Source organism: Promicromonospora alba (genome assembly GCF_042654905.1).
GTDB lineage: Bacteria > Actinomycetota > Actinomycetes > Actinomycetales > Cellulomonadaceae > Promicromonospora > Promicromonospora alba.
This window is the reverse complement of sequence record NZ_JBHSFI010000004.1, coordinates 28464-47630: the sequence shown is the minus strand read 5'-3', so window position 1 is coordinate 47630 and position 19167 is coordinate 28464. Positions and strand designations below refer to the sequence as shown.

22 protein-coding genes are annotated in these 19167 nt (G+C 71.7%); 8 read left to right on the top strand and 14 right to left on the bottom strand.

Going from position 1 to position 19167, the window contains the following annotated elements; translation table 11 throughout:
* Window positions 1-4 precede the first annotated feature (4 nt).
* Window positions 5-664 (bottom strand): TetR/AcrR family transcriptional regulator, encoded by a 660-nt coding sequence (locus tag ACFO6V_RS11185; RefSeq protein ID WP_377135308.1) that lies wholly within the window; start codon window positions 662-664, stop codon window positions 5-7.
* 72 nt (window positions 665-736) lie between these two features.
* Here ACFO6V_RS11185 and ACFO6V_RS11180 point away from each other — a divergent pair, with 72 nt between their 5' ends.
* The gene (locus ACFO6V_RS11180; RefSeq protein WP_377135306.1) at window positions 737-1123 is read left to right on the top strand and encodes a DUF1761 domain-containing protein; all 387 of its coding nucleotides are present in this window, start codon (window positions 737-739) and stop codon (window positions 1121-1123) included.
* A 25-nt stretch (window positions 1124-1148) separates the two neighbouring features.
* Window positions 1149-1454 carry a DUF1905 domain-containing protein gene (locus tag ACFO6V_RS11175; protein ID WP_377135304.1) on the top strand — a complete coding sequence of 102 codons (306 nt, stop codon included), beginning with the start codon at window positions 1149-1151 and terminating at the stop codon, window positions 1452-1454.
* A 29-nt stretch (window positions 1455-1483) separates the two neighbouring features.
* Here ACFO6V_RS11175 and ACFO6V_RS11170 read toward each other — a convergent pair whose 3' ends face one another.
* Together ACFO6V_RS11170 and ACFO6V_RS11165 are read right to left on the bottom strand one after the other, a co-directional pair.
* Window positions 1484-1861 (bottom strand): hypothetical protein, encoded by a 378-nt coding sequence (locus ACFO6V_RS11170; RefSeq protein WP_377135302.1) that lies wholly within the window; start codon window positions 1859-1861, stop codon window positions 1484-1486.
* An 85-nt stretch (window positions 1862-1946) separates the two neighbouring features.
* Complete coding sequence (locus ACFO6V_RS11165) at window positions 1947-2312, bottom strand: winged helix-turn-helix transcriptional regulator (protein ID WP_377135300.1); 366 nt, start codon at window positions 2310-2312, stop codon at window positions 1947-1949.
* 92 nt (window positions 2313-2404) lie between these two features.
* Between ACFO6V_RS11165 and ACFO6V_RS11160 the strand changes: the two genes are divergently transcribed.
* Complete coding sequence (locus ACFO6V_RS11160) at window positions 2405-2806, top strand: nuclear transport factor 2 family protein (RefSeq protein WP_377135298.1); 402 nt, start codon at window positions 2405-2407, stop codon at window positions 2804-2806.
* Window positions 2807-2819: 13 nt separating this feature from the next.
* On the opposite strand, the gene ACFO6V_RS11155 is transcribed toward ACFO6V_RS11160, so the two are convergent.
* The 4 genes from ACFO6V_RS11155 to ACFO6V_RS11140 form a co-directional block, all read right to left on the bottom strand.
* A complete protein-coding gene (locus ACFO6V_RS11155; RefSeq protein ID WP_377135296.1) occupies window positions 2820-3467 on the bottom strand; it encodes a LysE family translocator in 648 nt (215 codons plus the stop codon).
* A 21-nt stretch (window positions 3468-3488) separates the two neighbouring features.
* The gene (locus ACFO6V_RS11150) at window positions 3489-4631 is read right to left on the bottom strand and encodes a glycosyltransferase family 4 protein (RefSeq protein ID WP_377135294.1); all 1143 of its coding nucleotides are present in this window, start codon (window positions 4629-4631) and stop codon (window positions 3489-3491) included.
* Window positions 4615-6297 (bottom strand): tyrosine-protein kinase domain-containing protein, encoded by a 1683-nt coding sequence (locus ACFO6V_RS11145; protein ID WP_377135292.1) that lies wholly within the window; start codon window positions 6295-6297, stop codon window positions 4615-4617. Before ACFO6V_RS11145 ends, ACFO6V_RS11150 begins: the two co-directional genes overlap by 17 nt.
* A 103-nt stretch (window positions 6298-6400) precedes the next feature.
* Window positions 6401-7042: an arsenate reductase/protein-tyrosine-phosphatase family protein gene (locus ACFO6V_RS11140; RefSeq protein ID WP_377135290.1), complete on the bottom strand. Its 642-nt coding sequence runs from the start codon at window positions 7040-7042 to the stop codon at window positions 6401-6403.
* 211 nt (window positions 7043-7253) lie between these two features.
* Here ACFO6V_RS11140 and ACFO6V_RS11135 point away from each other — a divergent pair, with 211 nt between their 5' ends.
* Both ACFO6V_RS11135 and ACFO6V_RS11130 read left to right on the top strand, forming a co-directional pair.
* The gene (locus tag ACFO6V_RS11135; protein ID WP_377135288.1) at window positions 7254-7703 is read left to right on the top strand and encodes an FAD synthase family protein; all 450 of its coding nucleotides are present in this window, start codon (window positions 7254-7256) and stop codon (window positions 7701-7703) included.
* A 39-nt stretch (window positions 7704-7742) separates the two neighbouring features.
* Window positions 7743-8543: a class I SAM-dependent DNA methyltransferase gene (locus tag ACFO6V_RS11130; RefSeq protein ID WP_377135286.1), complete on the top strand. Its 801-nt coding sequence runs from the start codon at window positions 7743-7745 to the stop codon at window positions 8541-8543.
* Between the two features lie 28 nt (window positions 8544-8571).
* Here the strand turns inward: ACFO6V_RS11130 and ACFO6V_RS11125 are convergent, their stop codons facing one another.
* From ACFO6V_RS11125 to ACFO6V_RS11115, 3 genes are read right to left on the bottom strand one after another with little or no spacing between them, the layout of a single operon-like run.
* Window positions 8572-9513: a hypothetical protein gene (locus tag ACFO6V_RS11125; RefSeq protein WP_377135284.1), complete on the bottom strand. Its 942-nt coding sequence runs from the start codon at window positions 9511-9513 to the stop codon at window positions 8572-8574.
* Entirely contained in the window at window positions 9510-10007 is a 498-nt protein-coding gene (locus tag ACFO6V_RS11120) for a hypothetical protein (RefSeq protein WP_377135282.1), read from the bottom strand. The genes ACFO6V_RS11125 and ACFO6V_RS11120 overlap by 4 nt, the downstream gene beginning before the upstream one ends.
* A gap of 2 nt (window positions 10008-10009) precedes the next feature.
* Window positions 10010-11218: a macrolide family glycosyltransferase gene (locus ACFO6V_RS11115; protein WP_377135280.1), complete on the bottom strand. Its 1209-nt coding sequence runs from the start codon at window positions 11216-11218 to the stop codon at window positions 10010-10012.
* 140 nt (window positions 11219-11358) lie between these two features.
* On the opposite strand from ACFO6V_RS11115, the gene ACFO6V_RS11110 reads away from it, so the two are divergent.
* Window positions 11359-14097 carry a UvrD-helicase domain-containing protein gene (locus tag ACFO6V_RS11110; protein WP_377135278.1) on the top strand — a complete coding sequence of 913 codons (2739 nt, stop codon included), beginning with the start codon at window positions 11359-11361 and terminating at the stop codon, window positions 14095-14097.
* Between the two features lie 51 nt (window positions 14098-14148).
* On the opposite strand, the gene ACFO6V_RS11105 is transcribed toward ACFO6V_RS11110, so the two are convergent.
* Entirely contained in the window at window positions 14149-15039 is an 891-nt protein-coding gene (locus ACFO6V_RS11105) for an NmrA/HSCARG family protein (protein WP_377135276.1), read from the bottom strand.
* 123 nt (window positions 15040-15162) lie between these two features.
* Here ACFO6V_RS11105 and ACFO6V_RS11100 point away from each other — a divergent pair, with 123 nt between their 5' ends.
* On the top strand, window positions 15163-15666 hold the full coding sequence (locus ACFO6V_RS11100) for a TetR/AcrR family transcriptional regulator (RefSeq protein WP_377135274.1): 504 nt from the start codon (window positions 15163-15165) through the stop codon (window positions 15664-15666).
* Between the two features lie 90 nt (window positions 15667-15756).
* The gene (locus ACFO6V_RS11095; protein WP_377135272.1) at window positions 15757-17097 is read left to right on the top strand and encodes a hypothetical protein; all 1341 of its coding nucleotides are present in this window, start codon (window positions 15757-15759) and stop codon (window positions 17095-17097) included.
* On the opposite strand, the gene ACFO6V_RS11090 is transcribed toward ACFO6V_RS11095, so the two are convergent.
* From ACFO6V_RS11090 to ACFO6V_RS11080, 3 genes are read right to left on the bottom strand one after another with little or no spacing between them, the layout of a single operon-like run.
* The gene (locus ACFO6V_RS11090; RefSeq protein WP_377135270.1) at window positions 17039-17764 is read right to left on the bottom strand and encodes a hypothetical protein; all 726 of its coding nucleotides are present in this window, start codon (window positions 17762-17764) and stop codon (window positions 17039-17041) included. The genes ACFO6V_RS11095 and ACFO6V_RS11090 overlap by 59 nt on opposite strands.
* The gene (locus ACFO6V_RS11085; protein ID WP_377135268.1) at window positions 17761-18381 is read right to left on the bottom strand and encodes a hypothetical protein; all 621 of its coding nucleotides are present in this window, start codon (window positions 18379-18381) and stop codon (window positions 17761-17763) included. The genes ACFO6V_RS11090 and ACFO6V_RS11085 overlap by 4 nt, the downstream gene beginning before the upstream one ends.
* Window positions 18378-19148, bottom strand: a complete 771-nt coding sequence (locus ACFO6V_RS11080) for a hypothetical protein (RefSeq protein WP_377135266.1) — start codon at window positions 19146-19148, stop codon at window positions 18378-18380. Before ACFO6V_RS11080 ends, ACFO6V_RS11085 begins: the two co-directional genes overlap by 4 nt.
* Window positions 19149-19167: the final 19 nt, after the last annotated feature.

Here is a 19167-nt window from a genome sequence, read left to right as displayed (position 1 = left end):
GGCCTCATGCAGCGCTGTCGCGCGCCCCGTAGCGGTCCAGGAACGTGGTGACGGCCTCACGCGCGATGACGTCCAGCTCCGCGGCGCTGTAGCGGGCGGCACCGGCCGTGAGGGTCAGCCGGTTCAGGGGTGCGGCGAGAGCGAGCCAGGTGAGCTGCTCGGCGGCGACGGCCGGGTCGTCGATGCGGAGCAGGCCGCGTGCGCCCAGATGCCGCAGGGCCTCGGCGAGGAGGCCCTGGTTGTGGTCCCAGCTGCGCCGCACGTAGTCGGCGGCCACCTCGGGGAACCGTTCGGCCTCGGCGGCGATCAGTGTCCGCATCTGGAGCACCGGGGGGCTCAGGACGCCGGCGTGGAGGATCCGGGAGAGCTCCAGCAGCCCCTGCCGGACGTCTTCCGACTCCATCAGCGCCTGCAGGTGCGGCCTCATCGCGTCGCGACCACGGTCGACCCAGTCCCGGACGACGGCTCCGAACAGGACCTCCTTGGACGGGTACTGCCGGTAGAGCGTCTGCTTCGAGACCCGTGCCCCCGCGGCCACGGCGTCCATCGTCGCGCCGGCGTACTGGTGCGTGAGGAAGACGTCGCGCGCGATGGCGAGCAGGTCGGTGCCCTGGCTGCCGCCTGGCCTGCCACGGCGCCGGGCGGGGGAGGCTGAGGTGGTCACGTCGAAAATAGTACTGGACGGTACTCGCTGTGCCGGGCTACAGTACTGGTCAGTACTAAAAGGAGGATCGTCATGATCGTGTGGGGTATCGCAGTCGCCGCCGTCGCGGCGTTCGTGCTCAGTTCCGTCTACTACGTCGTCACTACCCCGCTCGAGCAGCGGGCGCTCGGCGACCGTGCCCTCGACCGCGGCCGCCCGGCTCCGTGGAAGGTGGTGACCGAGCTGGTCCGCACCGCCGTGGTCGGGGCGGGCTTCGCCTGGATCGCCGCGCAGAGCGACCTGCTGGCACTGCCCTCGTCGCTGCTGCTGGCGCTCGTGCTGTGGGTGGCGTTCCCGGTCGTGCTGCTCGCCGGCTCGATCATCTGGGAACGCGTGCCGTGGCAGACCGCCGCCATCCACGCAGGGGACTGGCTGCTCAAGCTCATGCTCGTGGCGCTCGCCATCGGGCTCATCCACTGATCCACTGATCCGAAGGAGTCCGAACATGTCCGAAGCCACCAACGAAGCCACCAGCGCGGGCCCGCTCGACCGCACCTTCACCGCAGTGCTGCTCCGGAGCGAGGCGAAGGGCGGCTGGACCTATCTCAAGCTCGACGGCTCGGCCGACTACTTCGGCACGCGTGGCCTGGTCAAGGTCACCGGCACCGTCGACGGCGTCCCGTTCACCAGCTCGTTCATGGCGCTCGGCGACGGCACGCACAAGCTCCCCGTCGCCGCCGACCTACGCCGCAAGATCGACAAGCAGGCAGGCGACACCGTCACCGTCCACCTGCTGAGCCGGCTGGCCTGACCGCCGGCTGAGCCGACGCCGGGTGGCCGTCAGAGGGTGCCGAGCACGGATGCCCGCGCGGCGTCGCGTTCGGCACTCGTGATCTTGCCCGCCGCGTGCAGCTGCTCGATCTCCGCCAGCCGTGCCTCGAGCGTCTGCGCGGGGCGTGCCACGGGCTGAGCGGCGGATCGCTGCGCCGCGGAACCGCGCACGGCGTCGGCCACGATCTCCGCTTCCGTGGCCAGGGGGTTGATGCCCTTGCTCCGGAGGCGCCGGGCGTTGAGGACCGCAAGCACGATCATCAGCACGACCATCCCGACGATGATGACCGGGATGATGATGAACAGGGCGTTGAAGACGGACGTGAACGTGTCCCCGTCGTCGAGGAAGGGGTCGATGCTGGCGCCCTGCACGTCGATCCGGACCATGACGACCTCCGAGAGCTGGGCGCCACGCCGACGCCGACTGGCCGGACACTAACATCTGGCCGGCGTCAGGGCTGGCAAATAGTCGCTACGCCCGGTCGTACCGGTCCCGCGCGACCAGCACCTCGGCGGTGTGTGCCTCGGCCCACTGCCCGAGCGCGCTCAGCGGCTCCTGCAGCGTGCGCCCCAGCTCGGTCAGCTCGTACTCCACCCGGGGCGGGACCTCTGCGAACGCGTGCCGGCTGACCAGCCCGTCGCGTTCGAGCTCCCGCAGCGTCTCGGTGAGGACCTTTCCGCTGATGCCCTCGACCGCGCTCTTCAGGTCCCCGAAGCGGGCCGGGCCCCGAGACAGCACGATGACGATCATCGCCGTCCACTTGTTGGCGATCCGTGCCAGCGACGTGCGCGACGGGCACGTCACCGTGAGCACGTTCCAGTCAGGTTCGTATGACATAGGTCACAGTGCTCCGATGGTTACGTTGTAGTGACTGGTTTCGGATAGTGACTATAGGCGGGAAGCAGGAACGACAACAAAGGGAGAGTCTGATGACCGAGTCCAGCACCGCCGTGATCGCCCAGCAGTACTACGAGGCCATGTCCGTCGGCGACATCCCGGCGGGAACCGCGCTCTTCGGCGCCGACATCGTCTGGCACCAGCCGGGCCGCAACCGCTTCTCCGGCGCGCACGCCGGCGGGCCCGCCGTGGGCGCGCTGCTCGGCGGGATGGGGGCCGCCTCCGAGGGGACCTTCGAGCTGCGGTTCACCGGCGAGCCGATGGTCAACGGCGCACTGGCCGCGATCCCGGTCCACTTCTCCGGCAAGCGCGAGGACGTGGCGATGTCGATGTCGGGCGTCGACGTGCTCCGTGTCGAGGGCGACAAGATCGTGGAGATGTGGCTGTTCTCGGCCGACCAGGAAGCCGAGGACGCCTTCTGGGGCCAGGCCTGAGTGCCGAGCCGCGCTAGGCCTTGACGACCGTTCCCTCGAGCGCGAGGCCGGTGCCGAGGCCGACCATGGCGACGCCGCCGGTGACGCTCAGGTGGTCGAGGCGCTTCGGGTTGCGGGAGAACCACGTGCGGGCCTGGCTCGCGACCAGGGCGAGGATCGAGTCCTGGCAGAGCGCGAGGAGGCCGAACAGCAGCCCGAGGAACAGCAGCTGGGGGGTCGCGGGAGCGGCGTCGTTCATGAACTGCGGGAGGAACGCCGCGAAGAAGACGATGGTCTTCGGGTTGGTCGCGCCGACGACGAACCCGGCCCAGACCGCGCGCCACGGACTCGCCGAGCGGGTCTTGTCGGGCGCGGCCAGGGCGAGGCGGGCGTCGGCTCGGTGGCGGATCGCCTGGATGCCCAGGTAGATCACGTAGCCGGCGCCCACCAGCTTGAGCACCGTGTAGGCCGCGGCGGACGCCTCGACCAGCGCACCCAGCCCGATAGCGACGAACGCCACCTGGACCAGCAGGCCCAGCGCGTTGCCCGTCACCGACAGGAGCGCGTCCCGGCGGCCGACCGTCAGGGCGCGGCCGATCGCGAAGAGGACGCTGGGCCCCGGCAGCGCGATGAAGACTACGGACGCCGCGAGGAAGGCGAGCAGCTGGGCGGTGGTCGGCATGGCGTCAGCGTAGCGAGGACATCATCGGCGGTCGCCGGATTTGTCGGCCGAACCGGCGGCGATGACCTCCCGCGCGAACATCCACGAGTCGGCCTCCAGCCGGGAGTCCTGACGCGGCAGGGAGGCGCACACCGCGCGTGCGTCGAGCGGCCTCGCCGCGGCCTCGGTGATCACCGAGGCGAGCAGGTCGCCCACCGAGACCGCGGGGATGACGCCGTGCCCGTTGCGCCGGAGCCAGTCCGCGATCCCGGTCTCGTCCGTGGTCACCACCGTGCAGCCGTGCGCGAGCCCCTCGACGATCGGCAGGCCCACCTGCTCGCGCCACGCGGCCTGGCGGCGGGACGGCAGCACCACCACCGAGGCTCGCCGCAGCTCCGCGTGCACGACGTCGCGCGGCGGGTCGGCGATGACCCGGACCCGGCTGTCCGCCCGTGCGGCCGCGTAGGCGTCGTCGAGCAGCGCGCCGCGCCCCACCACGGTGAGGACGGCGTCCGGCGAGTGGTGCCGCACCGTCGCCCAGGCGGCCAGCACCGAGTCGAACCCCTTGCGGGCCGAGAGGTCGCCAAGGAACAGCACGCGGCCCGGCGTCTTCTCGCCGTCGAGCAGGCAGTCGCAGACGGCGGGCAGCGCCTCGATGGTGGTCCACCGCAGGCTGCGGCGGCCCGCGATGCCGAAGACGGTGCCGTAGAGCTGGCGCGCGGCCTCCGTGCCGAACACGACCCGGTCGAGCCGCAGCCAGATCCAGCGCGCGAGGATCAGGTCCAGGCGCCTGCCCAGGCGCGGCCACCAGGCGGTAGGTCTCGGGAGGGTGCGCGGGTCGACGTTGCCTATCGCGTAGGCGACGATCCGGGTGCGGCGGCGTCGGACGAGGTCGCTCAGGAGCAGCGCGGCGAGGACGGCGGCGGACCGGCGCACGCAGTCGATGGCCGCCGGCTCGTTGATCTCGACGATCTCGTACCCGTTCCGGGCGACGAGCCACGCGGAGCGGAGGTCACCGGCCTGCTGCGGGCGGACCTCCGCCACCAGCTCCTCGTCGAAGTCGTAACGGCTCTCCTGGTACAGGATGTCCGCCGGGGTGAGCGCGAGAGCGCGTTCGAGGTGGGCCGTACGAAGAGTCTTGTAGACGCGCACGTCGCGCGTCCTGCCGTCACCCGGCTCGCTCATCGGCCGTCCCGAGATCGGCGACGACAGGGGGGATCGGCCGCGGCGAGGGGCCAGGGGTCAGCCGCGCGCCGGGGCCGGGGATGCCTCCGGGCCCGTGGATGGTGTCAGCTCCGGGGATGCCGTCGGGACCTGGGACGACGCCACCACGCGGGACGCCGCTCGGGCCGGGGGCCTTGCCCAGGACCGGGGCGATGCCCGGGCCGGGGATCCCGCTCGGTACCTTGCCGGTTCCGGGCACCGCGCTGATCGTGCCGGTGATCGGCGGCAGGTCGAGCGTGTCGTGGTGGCGCTGGCTCGGCAGGAACCGCAGCTTCCGGCGCCGGTTGGTGCTGTAGCCGTAGTAGGAACCGCCAGGGCCCGACCGGGGCGCGAACGCCAGGATGAAGCCGAGCACCCGCGCCTCGACCCCGGCGAGCGAGCGCATCGCCTGGGTGAGCTGCTGGCGGCGCACGCGGCGGGCTCCGACGACCACGACCACGCCGTCGGCCATCGTGGACAGGACCGCCGCGTCGGAGACGGGGAGCAGCGGCGGCGCGTCGATGATGACGACGTCGTAGGCCGCGCGGGCCGCGGCGATCAGGTCCCGCGTGGCGTCCGAGGCGATGAGCTGGTGCGGGTTCGGCGGGATCGGTCCGAGGGGGAGGACGTCGAGCGGGCCCGGGCCGTACCGCTGGACCAGGTCGGTCATGGCGGACCGTCCGACCAGGGCGGTGGTGAGCCCCGCGGCGTCCTCCAGGCCGAGCACGGTGGCGATGGACGGGCGTCGCATGTCGCTGTCGATCAGCAGCACGCGGCTGCCGCTCTCGGCGAAGGTCGACGCGAGGTTGATCGCCGTCGTGGACTTTCCCTCGCCGGGCACGCTCGAGGTCACCACGAGGACCCGGGCGGGCGTGGTCGCGTCGACGAACGACAGGTTCGTCTGGACGCGGCGGTAGGCCTCCGCCCGGGTGCTCAGCGGCTCATGGGTGGCCGGGACGCGCGCGGCCTTGCGCTTGACCACGGGGATCGAGCCGAGGAGCGCGGTGCCCTCCGACACGACCTCGAGGTCCTGCGACGACCTGATCCGCGTGTCCACGACCGCCCAGAGCAGGACCAGCGCGACGCTGATCGCGAGGCCTCCCGCGCCACCGGCGGCCACCAGCAGGCGGGTGCGGGGCGCCGAGGGGTACTGCGGGACCTCCGCCGACGAGACGGTGGTCACCGCGATCGCCTGCTCGCCGGTCGGCGTGGCCGGCGACAGGTCGACGACGGTCAGGGACAGCTGCTTGGCGACGGCGTTGGCGATCACGGCGGCGCGTTCGGGGTCGCCGTCGTCGACCTTGATCTCGATGATCGAGGTGTTCAGCGGTGAGTCGGCGGAGACGGCGCCGGCGAGGTCACGGCCGGTGATGTCCGGGCCGAGGTCTTCCGCGACTGGGTCGAGCACCACAGGCATGTCGGTCAGCGCGGCGTACGACTCGATCAGGTTCTTCACGTACGTGGAGCCCTGCAGCAGGTCGCTGGTCGACTCACCGGTGTTCAGGGACACGTAGACCTTGGCCGTCGCGGTGTAGGACGGCGGTGTGGACCAGGCGTAGCCGAACGCGGCGAGTGCCCCGACGAGCGCCGTGCAGACGATCACCGCCCAGCGTCGCCGCAGCACGTTCGCGTATTCGGCGAGTTCCACGTCCTGCCTCCTGTCTGCCTTGTACGGCCTGTCGTCAGGTACTGCCTGTCTTGTGCGGCCTGTCTGGTGTGGCTCGTGGTCCGTGGCTGGTCGCCGGCCCGGCTCAGAGCCTGCCGAGGTGCGACGAGTGCCGCGGCTGGGTGAGCGGCTGCGGGCCGGAGCGCGGGGTGGGCGCGCTCAGGAGCCAGGGCTGCCGGCCGGTGCCGAGCACGCCGCACACCGTGTCGGTCGCCGACCAGATCCGCTCGAACACGCGCCGGAAGGCCTTGTCGCCACGGCCGTAGGGGTCCTCGATGTCCAGCGTGCGGTTCCACGCCGAGTGGTTCAGGCGCTCCAGGCTCACGAGCTCGGGCACCCGGGCCCACCGGGTCGCGTCGTCGGTGGCGGAGCGCGGGCCCGGCGACGTGCTCAGCACATGCGCCAGCTCCAGCAGGGTGAACGTCCGCCGGACGGCCTCCGGGACGGCCCGCACCACCGCGGAGCGCTGGGCACGCGTCATCGTGATGATGACGGTGGCGGTGCGGATCATCTCGGGTGTGAGCTGGCGCGCGATGAACTGGCCGCTGTCGAGCCCGCGCGACTGGAGCAGGCTCGCCATGTGGGACTCGATGGGTTCGTCGGCGCGCGCCCGGATGCCCGCGCTGCTGACCTGGACGGTGCCGTCGGTGCGGGCTGTGAGCAGGCGTGCCAGAACGGGGGAGCGACAGATGTTCCCCGTGCACACCGTAAGGATTGTCGTAGCCATGTAGTGCCCAGCATGCCGTGGCCCTTTGTCCGGTAGTAGCCGAACCACGTACTTTCACCCGAAGGTCACCCGTTCAGGGTGCCGTGACCGACTCGCTCGCATGCGATCGGTGGGGGTCTGTGTGCATTCGTGGGGGGTGAACTGCACGTTCACCCGCTCGGATGTCCGTGTTGGGCAGCGTTGGAAACAGAGCCCTTCTAGCCTCTCATGCATGACTGTGGTCGGTTATGCGCCTGGCGCCTGGGACCTGTTCCACGTAGGCCACCTGAACGTGCTGCGGCACGCGAAGGGTCGCTGCGACTATCTGGTGGCAGGCGTCGTCGACGACGACATGCTGGAGCTCGCCAAGGGGCGCCGCCCCGTCGTGCCGGTCATCGAGCGCGCGGAGATCGTGCGCCACATCGCGTTCGTCGACGAGGTGTTCATCGAGACCCAGCCCGACAAGATCGAGACGTGGCGGCAGCGACCGTTCGACGTGTTCTTCAAGGGCGACGACTGGAAGGGCACCGACAAGGGGCTCGAGCTGGAGCGCCGGTTCGCCGACGTCGGCGTGGAGGTCATGTACTTCCCATACACGGTGCACACCTCGAGCACCGCGCTGCGGCGCACGCTGGACCTGCTGAACGGGCACCGGGACCACGCCAGGCAGGGCCGGAAATAAGCGTGTGCGGGCGCCGCCGTCGGGCATAGCGTCGATGTCGTGAGCGAAACGGCGCGCGACGACACGAGCGAGACGACCATCGACGACCCGAGCGACGGCTTGTTCCCCGAGAGCGTGGCCGCCGGGTACGACGGCCCGGAGGGCGCGAACACCCCCGAGGCGATAGTCCCGGTCGTCGACGTGCTGGCGGACCTGGCCGACGGCGGCCCGGTGCTGGAGCTCGCGATAGGGACCGGCCGGATCGCGGTGCCGCTGGCCGCGCGCGGCGTCCCGGTGAGCGGCATCGAGCTGAGCAAGGCCATGGCCGCCCGCATCGGCGGCAAGCCGGGCGGCGGGCAGATCGACGTCACGATCGGCGACATGACCACTACCCTGTTCGACGGCGCCGTGGCGCCCGGCGAGTTCTCGCTGGTCTACCTCGTCTTCAACACGATCGACAACGTCACCACCCAGGACGGGCAGGTGGACGTCTTCCGCAACGCGGCGGCGCACCTGCGGCCCGGCGGGCTGTTCCTCGTCGAGGTGGTCATCCCGGGCCTGCGGCGGATGCCGCCCGGCCAGGACACCGTGCCGTTCACCGTCGCACCCGACGACGGGGGCGGGTACGTCGGCTTCGACCGGTACGACGTCGCGACGCAGCTCTACACGTCGAACCACGTGACGGTGACCCCGGACGGCGGCAGGTTCCACGTGGTCCCGTTCCGGTACGCGTGGCCTGCCGAGATGGATCTCATGGCCCGCATCGCGGGTATGCGGCTCAAGCACCGGTGGGCGGACTGGGACCGGGCCCCGTTCGAGCACGAGAGCACCAAGCAGGTCTCGGTGTGGGAGAAGGTCTGACGTCGTCGGCCGCGCCGGCGCCGTCGCCTCACAGCGCCGGGTTCCGTGCGGCGTGCGCCTCGCAGTCGCGCCGGACGATGTCGATCACCATGTCGGTGGTGCGGTCGAGGTAGCTCCGCCCGTCGGGAAGGTGCGCCGCCGGGCTGATGTAGCCCAGCGGCCCGATGTGCGCCGCCGGGTCGAGCGAGTGCACGGTGACCTTGCCGGCCTCGTGCGCCCGGTTCCAGGCGCTGCGGCGGAACAGTCGCCAGCGTTCGGGGAAGAGCCAGGTGCTGACGCCCTCTATCCAGTCGTTCGAGCTGGTGAGCCGGTGCAGGTGGACCGCGTGCGTGAGGTCGTTGGCACCGTTGTGGAAACCGCCAAGCGTGATCAGCCAGATCGGCGCCCGCAGCTCGGTGAAGATGCCGTCGACCGCGCCGGTCGCCACCTGGGCACCACCGCTGTAGCTGAGCAGCACCACCGGTATGCCGCTGCCCGGCTCGTAGCCCGCGAGGCGCAGCTGGTCGGCGATCTGGGCGCCCACCGCGCGGTTGTACAGCGGTCGGTAGCGGCGGTCCGCGGCGACGAAGATCTGCATGACGTTGTGCAGGAACAGCGTGATGCCGACGTGCCGGCGCAGCCAGTCCCACGCCGGTCGACCCACGAGCGGGTCGGCGAGCGGTGAGTAGGGCTGGACCTGGCCGAGCACGCGCAGCTCCGGCGCGCCGGCGATCACCGCCTGGACGAGCTGGCCGCCGTCGCGCGTGTCGCTGAAGCGGCGCTTGCCGATGCCGTCCAGGTAGACGAGGTACGCGGCGGGCGGACGGCGGGGGTCCGCGCCCCTGGCGTACGGCTGGTCCTCGGGCAGCCGAGGCGACGGCGCCCGCCACCCGACGGCGTAGACCATCAGCTCGTAGCGGGCGAGCAGGCCCTCGGCGAGCAGGACCGGGCCGAGCGCCAGGAGGACGACGAGCAGCACGATCTCGGTCACGCGACCACCACTTCCCGCTCCCGCGCCCCGGCGACCACCCGCGCGACCAGGCGGCGCACGACGTCGACGGTGGCGGCGAGCCCGATCCCGGCGGCGGCGACGCAGCCGGCCGCGGCCCACCAACCCAGATCAGTCTCCGCGGTGAGCGCACCGGCCAGCCCGGCCCCGACGCCGGCGACGAGCAGCAGGTGCAGGAACGGGCCGAGCAGCGGGAACGCGAGCACGGCGGCCAGGAGCAGCGGTGCGACGAGGGCCGGGGTCCAGGCCAGGCCCGAGGTGCTGGGCAGCTGACCCGGTCCGACCAGGTCGGCGACGGTCCACGCGGCCACCGGCCACAGCGCGATCACCGTTCCCTCGACCAGAGTGCCTGTCACCATCAGCCCGGCGACGAGCCGCCGGGACAGCCGGGGCCGGCGAGCCACCAGGGGCAGCACCCGGCCGGCGCTCTCGGACAGGCCGGCGAGGACCAGCAGCACCACGAGCGTCGTCGACACGGTCAGCGCTTCGGTGCCGGGTGGGGTCGGCCGCCGACGCGCTCGAGGTACCGCTCGAGCTCGTCGGCAGCACGCAGGTAGCCGCCCGCCTGCCGCTGGGCGTCGCGCTGGGCGCCTGCCGCCTGGCGGAAGCGTGGCTCGTCGAGCAGGCGCCGTGCGAGGTTCCGCACGGTCTGGACGGTGGCGTCCCGGGTGCGGAGCGCGAGCCCCGCGCCGAGGTCGACGACCCGCTGAGCCACCAGCGGCTGGTCCGCGCCCTGCGGGACGACGAGTGTCGGCACGCCGGCCTGCATCGCCTCGTTGACGCTGTTCATGCCGCCGTGCGTGACGAAGAGCGCTGCGTGCTCGAGCACCTGCAGCTGCGGTACGGACGGCCACGCAAGCACGTTGCCCGGCAGCTTGCCCAGCCCGGCCGGGTCCGTGTGCCCGGTGGCCACGACCACCGTTCCGCCCAGCGGCGCCAGCGCGGTCGCGAAGGTGCGCAGCAGCGCCGGACCGGCGTCGAACACCGTGCCGAGGGAGGCGTACAGCACCGGACCCGTCAAGCGCTCCGCCGCGAACGCCGGATCGAGCAGCCGGGAGCCGACGCTCGCGCCGACGAAGCGGTAGGAGGAGTCGAAGGTGTCGGCGCCGGGCTGGAACGACCTGGAGGTGAAGACCAGGTTCAGCGGCTCGTGCGCGTTCATCAGGTCGGTCAGGGGCAGACCCCTGGTGTCGTAGCCGCGGCGCAGAGCCCACCGCGCTCGCACGTAGCTGCCCGCGATCCGGGGATAGGCCGCCGCGGCGGCCAGCAGCTCGCGGGAGATCCGGCACGGGCTCGGCACCTGCCGGTTGAACGCGAAGGTGGTGTACGTCGCAGCGGCCGGCACGCCGAGCTCCCGTGCGGCGACCGCGCCCCAGGGACAGGCGGCCCCGTGGACCACCAGGTCGGGCCGGTCGGCTCGGAGGTCCGCGAGCACGCTCGGGAGCAGCCCGACAGCGGTGCGCGCGAGCCCGTCCACCATCGCCAGCGGGATCGGCGGGTCGGGCAGGGGCAGGTCGTCGCCGGAGTAGAACCGGACCGTCGCGCCGGTGGCCTCGATCTGCGCCGCGAACGCGGGGGAGGCGTGGTAGATCACCGTGTGACCGCGCCGGACCAGCTCCGCCACGACGGGGAGCGTCGGGTTGATGTACCCGTGCATGCCGATGTTGACGAATGCGATGGTGCTCATCGACGACTCCTTGTGACCCTGCGAAGTTCCCCTGCGAACAGATCCGTCCCCCATCTCGACCGGGTACGCACCCGATCTGTGACAGCTCGTATCCGTGCCACCGTCGGCAGTGTCGGTGAGCCCGCCTAGGCTTAGGGGCGATGACTTCCCTCTTCGACAGCCTCTCCCTGCCCGGCCTCGACCCCGCGTCGCCTGGCACCATGTCGCGCCTGCCGAGCACGGCGCCGCAGTGGGACGACGACGGTGCGGGCGCCGGCGACCCGGGCGAGGCAGCGCTCCCCAGCGAGCCGGACTGGCTGGCGGGCCTGCCGCACGAGTCCGAGGCGCCGCGCGCCGGGGGCGCTTACTCCCACCTCGACCCCGAGGCGCTGCTGGACGGGCTCAACCCGCAGCAGCGCGCCGCCGTCGTGCACGAGGGCGGGCAGCTCCTCATCGTCGCGGGCGCGGGCTCGGGCAAGACGCGCGTGCTGACGCACCGCATCGCCTACCTGCTGGCCACCGGTAGGGCGCGGGCGGGGGAGGTCCTCGCGATCACGTTCACCAACAAGGCGGCGGCCGAGATGCGGGAGCGCGTCGCGGGCCTGGTCGGCCCGGCAGCGGGCCGCATGTGGGTCTCCACGTTCCACTCGGCCTGCGTGCGGATCCTGCGCCGCGAGGCGACGACGCTGGGCCTGCGGTCGAGCTTCAGCATCTACGACGCCGCCGACAGCCAGCGCCTCATCACGCTGGTGACGCGCGAGCTCAACCTCGACCCCAAGAAGTATCCGGCGCGCGGGCTGTCGAACAAGATCAGCGACCTGAAGAACGAGCTGATCGACCCGGAGACCTACGCGCGGCAGACCGGGGCCAACGCCACCGAGGAGGCGCTCGCGGCCGCAGCGGCGGCGGAGGCGGGGGCCATCCGCCGGCCGTGGGGCGGGCAGTCGGCGGAGGAGCGCAACACGACGGCGCCCAAGTTTGACCAGGTGCTGGCCGACGTCTACACGCGCTACCAGGCGCGGCTCACGCAGGCGAACGCGCTGGACTTCGACGACATCATCATGACCACGGTGAACCTGCTCCAGGCGTTCCCGAACGTCGCGGAGCACTACCGCCGCCGGTTCCGGCACGTCATGGTCGACGAGTACCAGGACACGAACCACGCGCAGTACACGCTGGTCCGCGAGCTGGCGGGGGTGGGCACCGAGGGGGCCGCCGACTCGACCGACGGAGGGCTGGACCCGGCCGAGCTCACCGTCGTGGGCGACTCCGACCAGTCCATCTACGCGTTCCGCGGCGCCACGATCCGCAACATCCTGGAGTTCGAGAAGGACTACCCGGCCGCGACCACCATCCTGCTGGAGCAGAACTACCGATCCACGCAGAACATCCTGAGCGCGGCCAACGCGGTGATCTCCCGCAACGCCGGCCGCACGCCCAAGCGCCTGTGGACCGACTCGGGGGCCGGGGCCAAGATCGTGGGCTACGTGGCCGACGACGAGCACCAGGAAGCACGGTTCGTCGCCGACGAGATCGACAAGCTCGGTGACTCCGACGGCGTGCGGCCGGGCGACGTCGCGATCTTCTACCGCACCAACGCGCAGTCGCGCGCGCTCGAGGAGGTGCTGGTCCGCGTCGGCCTGCCGTACAAGGTGGTCGGCGGCACGCGGTTCTACGAACGCCGCGAGGTGAAGGACGCCGTCGCCTACCTGCGCGCACTGGCCAACGAGGACGACGACGTGAACCTGCGCCGTATCCTCAACGTGCCCAAGCGCGGGCTCGGCGACCGCGCGGAGTCGCTGGTCGCGTCGTTCGGCGACCGGGAGCGCATCTCGTTCGGCGCCGCTCTGGAGCGCGCCGACGAGATCCCCGGCATGACCAACCGGTCCCTCAAGCCGCTGCTCGTCTTCCGCGACATGATGCGGGAGCTGCGGGCGCTGGTCGATCAGGGCGCCCCGCCGGCGGAGGTCCTGGGGGCGGTGCTCGACCGCACCGGCTACCTCGCGGAGCTGCGCGCGAGCGAGGACCCGCAGGACGAGGGTCGCGTGGAGAACCTGGCGGAGCTGCACGCCGTGGCCGTCGACTTCGGGGAGACCGATCCCGAGGGCTCGCTGGCCGACTTCCTGGAACGGGTCTCGCTGGTCGCCGACAGCGACCAGATCCCCGACGAGGACGTGGCGGACGGCGCGGCGGAGGAAGCGCCCAAGAAGGACCAGGGCGTCATCACCCTCATGACGCTGCACACGGCCAAGGGCCTGGAGTTCCCCGTCGTCTTCCTCACGGGTATGGAGGACGGCACCTTCCCGCACATGCGCTCGCTGCACGACGACTCGGAGCTCGCCGAGGAGCGCCGGCTCGCCTATGTGGGCATCACCCGGGCGCGCGAGCGTCTGTACATCACGCGGTCCTCGGTGCGGGCCGCGTTCGGCATGGCCAACGAGTTCCCGGAGAGCCGGTTCCTGCAGGAGATCCCCGAGGAGCTGTGGGACTGGCGGCGCCGGGAGTCGTCCACCGCTGCGATCCGCAACGGCCGAGGCGGGTGGAGCGGCGGGTACGGCTCGGGCGGCTACGGCTCGGGCGGGCGCGGTGCGGGTACGGGCTCCACGTGGTCCGCCGGCCGGTCCGGGACCTCGCGCAGCGGTCCGGTGACGACGTCGTCGGGCGGCGGGCAGAGCAAGCCGTTCGCGCCGGAGAAGAAGGCGGGTGCGAAGGGCGGGTTCGGCGGGATCAACGTCCAGAAGGACATCCCGAGCCTGGAGATCGGCGACCGCGTCACGCACGACTCGTACGGGCTCGGCACGGTGGTGGACGTCGAGGCGAACGCGGTGGTCAAGATCGACTTCGGCAGCAACGGGACCAAGCGCATCGCGCTGAAGTACACGGCGGTCACCAAGCTCTGACGGTGCGCGCCCCGTCAGAGCCGGCTCGTACGTGTCCTTCCGGCAATGGCGTCAGGCCAGGGTGCGCCGCGCCCAGGTGCGGAAGTCCGTGGTGGGCAGGCCGAGGGCCCGGACGTCCTCGGGCCGGGCGGGCGTTCCGTTCGCGTTGATCCGCTCGACGCCGTTGACCATGGCGGGCAGCATGCCGCGTTCGACGGCCTCCTGCGGGGTGAGCACCGGTGCGCTGATCGTGCGCCCGGTGACCTCGCTGAGGATCGCGGCGGTCTCGGTCATCGTCAGCATCTCGCCGGCGAGCTCGACATCCATGCCGTCGAGCCTGCCGGGCTCCGTGAACGCGATCGCCGCGGCCTCCCCGATGTCGTCGACGGCTATCCAGGGGATCCGGGTGTCCGCCGCGAACCCGGTGATGATCGTGCCGCTGGACCAGTCGCCGAACAGGTAGGACCAGCCGGTCAGGTTCTCCATGAACGTCGCGGGCTTGAGCACGGTCCAGCGCTCGAAGCCGCCCGTCCGCACCGCCTCGTCGATCGTGGCCTTGCTCTCCCAGTAGTGCTGGTCCCAGCGCCCCTCGGCCCAGCCGGGCTGAGTGCGGTGGAACTCGCCGGCGCCGGAGACGCTGCTGTGCACGACCTGCGTGACCCCCGCCTTGCGGGCAGCCTCGACGACGTTGCGGCCCCGGACCACCTCCGCGTCGCCCGCGAGGTCGGTGACGTCGGGGTACGGGATCGAGAACACGCCGTCCGCCCCCTCGGCCGCGGCGAACAGCGACGCAGCGTCGTCCAGGTCGCCGATCACCAGCTCGGCTCCCCGTTCCTTCAGGGCCTGCGCCTTGTCGGAGCGCGTGTCGCGGACCAGGGCGCGGACCGCGACCCCACGGTCGAGCAGGGCCCGGGCGGTCGCCCCGCCCTGGTTGCCCGTCGCTCCGATGACCAGAACCGTCATGCTGCCTCCTGAATTAAGTGGGGTATCGCCCCGTTTACCGGTTCGGCTAACATATGGGGGACCACCCCACTTTGGCAACGGCGGATCATGAGAGCTGACGCACTACGCAACTACTCCCGAATCGTGAGCGCGGCCTCCGCGGCGATCGCGCGCGACGGTGCCGACGCGTCGCTCGAGGCGATCGCGCGCTCGGCGGGTGTCGGCTCGGCCACGCTGCACCGGCACTTCCCGTCGCGCTGGTCGCTGCTGGAGGCGGTCTTCCGGGATCGCATCGACGGCCTGTGCGCCCGCGCCGAGGAGCTGCGGGCCGCGCCGGACGCCCTCGAGGCGCTGAGTACCTGGCTCCGGGAGGTGGCCGCCTACTCGACGACGACCCGCGGCCTGGCGGCGTCGATCCTGAACGCACCGGCGGAGGAGAGCGACTCCTGCGGCACGACACTGATCGCGGCGGGAGACCCGCTGCGCCGTCGGGCGGTGGACGAGGGCTCCGTGCGCCCGGACGTCGCGATGGCCGACCTGATGACCCTCGTCAACGCGATCTCGCTCGCCGCGCAGGAGGTTGGCGCGGCCGAGGCGGAACGGCTGGTCACACTGGCCCTGGAGGGGGTCCGGCCGCGCGGCGGGTGACGGCCCGGCTCGGGCTCCGAGCTCCACGTCCGTGCGGCGATCGTGCGCCGCTTGGCGCATACGTCCTGCTTTAGGACACTATGTGTCGCCATGAGGATCCTGGTCTCCGCCGGCCGACTGTTCGTCGCGCACTGGCCCGCGCTGCTGACGCTCGGCCTGCTCGGCGTCGCGGTGCGGAACGGCGCCATGTGGGGCGCCGTCGAGCTGAGCCAGTGGAACTCGTTCGTGGCGCAGCTGCTGCTGATCGTGAGCCCGCTCGGCTACCTGATGCCGGTCATCGGGATGTTGTGGGTCTGCAGGCAGTCCCTGCCGCACCTGAGCCCGGAGGTGGGACCGTACCGGGATGAGAACGGTCAGATCCCCGGCATGCTCTCCGGTACGACTCGCGCCCCGATGATGCCGTCCGAGGGGCGCGAGCGGCGCCTGATCGACGTCGCCCTGTCCGTGCTGGTGCCGTTCCTCGTGATCTATGAGGTCGAGGGTCTGATGGACGCCGACCGGGACCGGTTCCTCAACGAGGCAGCCGCGGACGAGGCGTTCAACGACATGTTCTCCGCGCAAGGTGTCGACTTCGTCTCCCGGCTCGGCCTCTGGAACGGCTGGACGCTCGTCGCCATCGTGGCCGGCGCGTTCGTGCTGCGCTGGCTGCTCGGCCGGCTGGAGGGCAGGTTCCAGTTCCTCGGCATCGCCGTGCTCGGTGGCTGCCTCGAGGTCTACTGGACCAGCCAGGTCGCCGGCCAGGTCGAGGCCATCGAGCTGAGCCTCTGGGACGAGGCGGCGAACCTGCAGCTCGTGGCGGCTGCCGTCGGGACCGTCGACGTCGCGCAGGAGGCCGTGGGGGAGACGGGCAACACCACCGTCACGTTCGTGTCCGACGGGATCGTGACAGTCTTCGAGTCGCTCGACATCGTCCTCGTCGCGCCGCTGGCGTGGCTCGCCCTCGGCGCCGTGGTCCTCGGGCACAAGCTCATGGAGCCGCCGTCCACCGAGCACCGCTGGCTCGACCGCATGACCTGGCTGCCGGGCGGGCTGCGCTCGCTCCTGGAGTCGCTCACGGAGGACCTGCGCGCCCGCTTCTCCGCCCTGTGGAACGGCCTGAAGCTGATCGTGCACGGCGGCCTCGGCCCGATGCTCGTCTTCTGCCTGGGCTACCTCGTCATCATGCGGGTGCCGCAAGCCGCCGGGTGGCTCGTGCGTACTGCGACCGGTCCCGTCGAGACCAACACGTGGCTCGCCTTCAGTCCCATGGAATCAGCCGCCGGGCTCGCGCTGGCGCTGGCGCTCGCCGCGGCCCTGATCGCCGCCACCGTCGGGGTCCTGGTCGAGCGTGGCATGGTGGTCCGAGAAGACGGCGGCGCCGGCTCCGGCCTGGCTACGGCAGCTCGAACGTCACGTACTCAGGACCCCCGAATCCCAGCCGCACCTGCGTGATCTCCGCGCCGGGATCGGCCAGCACGAACGACGTGACCTCCCACTCCGGCTGCTCGCTGACGAAGCCCTCCGCGTCCGGCGTCGAGCAGCGGTTGGAGCTGCCCAGCACGTCCGTGGTCGAGTCCCCGTACCGCGTTCCGTCCTCCGCCACGAGGGTGATCTGACACAGCGAGAGGTCGGTCTGGAGCTCGGCCGCGAACTGCACCCGCACCTCGTACGCGACGGAGCCTTCGGGGATCGGCACCGGATCGCCGTAGCTGGGCGCGGGCAGCTCGGTGACCTGCTCGACGCTCGTCACCGTCGCGTCGATCTCCCGGAGCACCGTGGTCTGCGCCCGCTCCGGCACGTCGAGCCCGAAGGCGTCGTAGTACTCGCCCGCCAGGTGCGCGGGCTCGCCCAGGGCCACCCGGTCCACCTCGAGGTGCAGGCCCACCGGCCACCAGAACGCCCACACCCGGAACGACGATGCCCCCGCGGCCGCCACGATCGCGATCGGCAGCAGCACCAGCCAGACGGCGTTGCGCCGCCCCCAGCTCCTGCGCGGGCGCGGCGCCCGGGCGTTCGGCGGGATCATGCCGGGCAGCATGCCGGGGCGCAGGCTCGGTGCCGCGCCCGGGGGTGTCCCCTGATCAGGGCCCGGCGCCGCCGGGGTCACCAGAGTCGTCATCCCTCGCTACCTCCTGCGCTCGCCGGGGCGTAACCCGGCGCCTCGGGCGTCACGGTTTCTTCCGCCTCCCACAGCGTGTCGACCTCGCTCGGTGTGATGCCGAGGTCGATGACGGCGACGGCGTCGCGTCGCTGGCCCGCGTGGTCCTCGCTCTGGCCGCCCCGGGCGAGCCGGACCGTCGCCCCCGCCAGCGCGTCGCGCGGCACGTCGAAGCAGTACGTGGTGCGCCAGGCATAACCTGGCTGAGCGCTGGCCGAGGTGGAGCACCCGGCCAGGTTGGTCGGCCAGAACCGGCGACCCTGCTGGTCGGTGACCTCGGCGCCGCCGAAGCTCGTCTGGCCCTGTAGGGCACGCCAGGTCGCGTCGACCACGATGAAGGTCCCGCCCGCGGCGGCGGCCTCGGAGAGTCCGGTCAGGGTATCGGCGACCCGCACCTCCGTGACCGTGAGCTTCGCGTACGTGAGGTCGAGCGTCTCGCCGACCTCTCCCTCGACGATGAAGGGCGCCTCCACGCCTGCGTCCTGCGGCAGGTAGGTCACGAGCGCGCAGCCCGCCGTCACCGCGCCGACGACGAGCGCGGTGCCCTTCCAGGTGATCCGACGCCGCCCGTGCCTCACTGCGCACCCGCCTCGGCGTCGGGTGCCGGCTTCGCCGGCTCGACCGGGATCTGCCCCGCGAAGGCGGCCTCGTCCCGAAGAAGCCAGTACTGGTTGTCCAGGCTCCCCGCGCTCTCCTCGATCCACTCGAGCGCCATGATCCGGAGCGGAATCTCGTCGCCGGAGAACGTGCCGCTCTGTTCCCAGATCAGCGCGACCCGATAGGTCAGGCCGGGGTTGAGGATGCTGATGCTGGTGCCGTCCTCGATGTTGACGACGGACGCGGAGGGCAGCTCGGCCTCGTCGGGGGACGGGCTCGCGGAGGGGTCGGCGCCGTCCGGTGGTTCCCCGGTCCCGGGGGCGTCCTCGGTGACCGCGCCGGGCTCCCCGAGTGGTGCCGCAGGGATGATGCCGACGTTCTCCGGGGCCGGGATCGCCTCGCCGATCTTGCTGCTGTACTCGGGCACCTCGCCGGTGTTGGTGACGTCCGCGACGACCGCGAGCATGTGGTTGCCCGGCTCCGGCACGAGGTAGCCGAGCTCGTCCGCCGTGGCGGCCTTCTCGATGGTCACCTCGAACGGACCGACCTCGACCGGCGTGCCCGCGGTGAGCGGTTCTGCCTGGGCCTCGACCTTGTTCCACGCCCCGAACGGGGAGATACCGACGAGTGCGGCGACCGCACCGGCCACGACGCGCTGCGTCGTCGACATGTCGTCGGCGACGGTCGAGACCACGCGCCGGGCGAGCCGGAACGCGATGTCGGGACCGTCATTGCGGGCATGCTTCATGGCGCATGATCGTAGCGGT

Bases quoted from the DNA above. Each gene is read 5' to 3' on its own strand.
- ACFO6V_RS11180 (WP_377135306.1), top strand. From the start codon at position 737: ATGATCGTGTGGGGTATCGCAGTCGCCGCCGTCGCGGCGTTCGTGCTC.
- ACFO6V_RS11175 (WP_377135304.1), top strand. From the start codon at position 1,149: ATGTCCGAAGCCACCAACGAAGCCACCAGCGCGGGCCCGCTCGACCGC.
- ACFO6V_RS11170 (WP_377135302.1), bottom strand. From the start codon at position 1,861: ATGGTCCGGATCGACGTGCAGGGCGCCAGCATCGACCCCTTCCTCGAC.
- ACFO6V_RS11165 (WP_377135300.1), bottom strand. From the start codon at position 2,312: ATGTCATACGAACCTGACTGGAACGTGCTCACGGTGACGTGCCCGTCG.
- ACFO6V_RS11160 (WP_377135298.1), top strand. From the start codon at position 2,405: ATGACCGAGTCCAGCACCGCCGTGATCGCCCAGCAGTACTACGAGGCC.
- ACFO6V_RS11155 (WP_377135296.1), bottom strand. From the start codon at position 3,467: ATGCCGACCACCGCCCAGCTGCTCGCCTTCCTCGCGGCGTCCGTAGTC.
- ACFO6V_RS11150 (WP_377135294.1), bottom strand. From the start codon at position 4,631: ATGAGCGAGCCGGGTGACGGCAGGACGCGCGACGTGCGCGTCTACAAG.
- ACFO6V_RS11140 (WP_377135290.1), bottom strand. From the start codon at position 7,042: ATGGCTACGACAATCCTTACGGTGTGCACGGGGAACATCTGTCGCTCC.
- ACFO6V_RS11135 (WP_377135288.1), top strand. From the start codon at position 7,254: ATGACTGTGGTCGGTTATGCGCCTGGCGCCTGGGACCTGTTCCACGTA.
- ACFO6V_RS11115 (WP_377135280.1), bottom strand. From the start codon at position 11,218: ATGAGCACCATCGCATTCGTCAACATCGGCATGCACGGGTACATCAAC.
- ACFO6V_RS11110 (WP_377135278.1), top strand. From the start codon at position 11,359: ATGACTTCCCTCTTCGACAGCCTCTCCCTGCCCGGCCTCGACCCCGCG.
- ACFO6V_RS11105 (WP_377135276.1), bottom strand. From the start codon at position 15,039: ATGACGGTTCTGGTCATCGGAGCGACGGGCAACCAGGGCGGGGCGACC.
- ACFO6V_RS11095 (WP_377135272.1), top strand. From the start codon at position 15,757: ATGAGGATCCTGGTCTCCGCCGGCCGACTGTTCGTCGCGCACTGGCCC.
- ACFO6V_RS11090 (WP_377135270.1), bottom strand. From the start codon at position 17,764: ATGACGACTCTGGTGACCCCGGCGGCGCCGGGCCCTGATCAGGGGACA.
- ACFO6V_RS11080 (WP_377135266.1), bottom strand. From the start codon at position 19,148: ATGAAGCATGCCCGCAATGACGGTCCCGACATCGCGTTCCGGCTCGCC.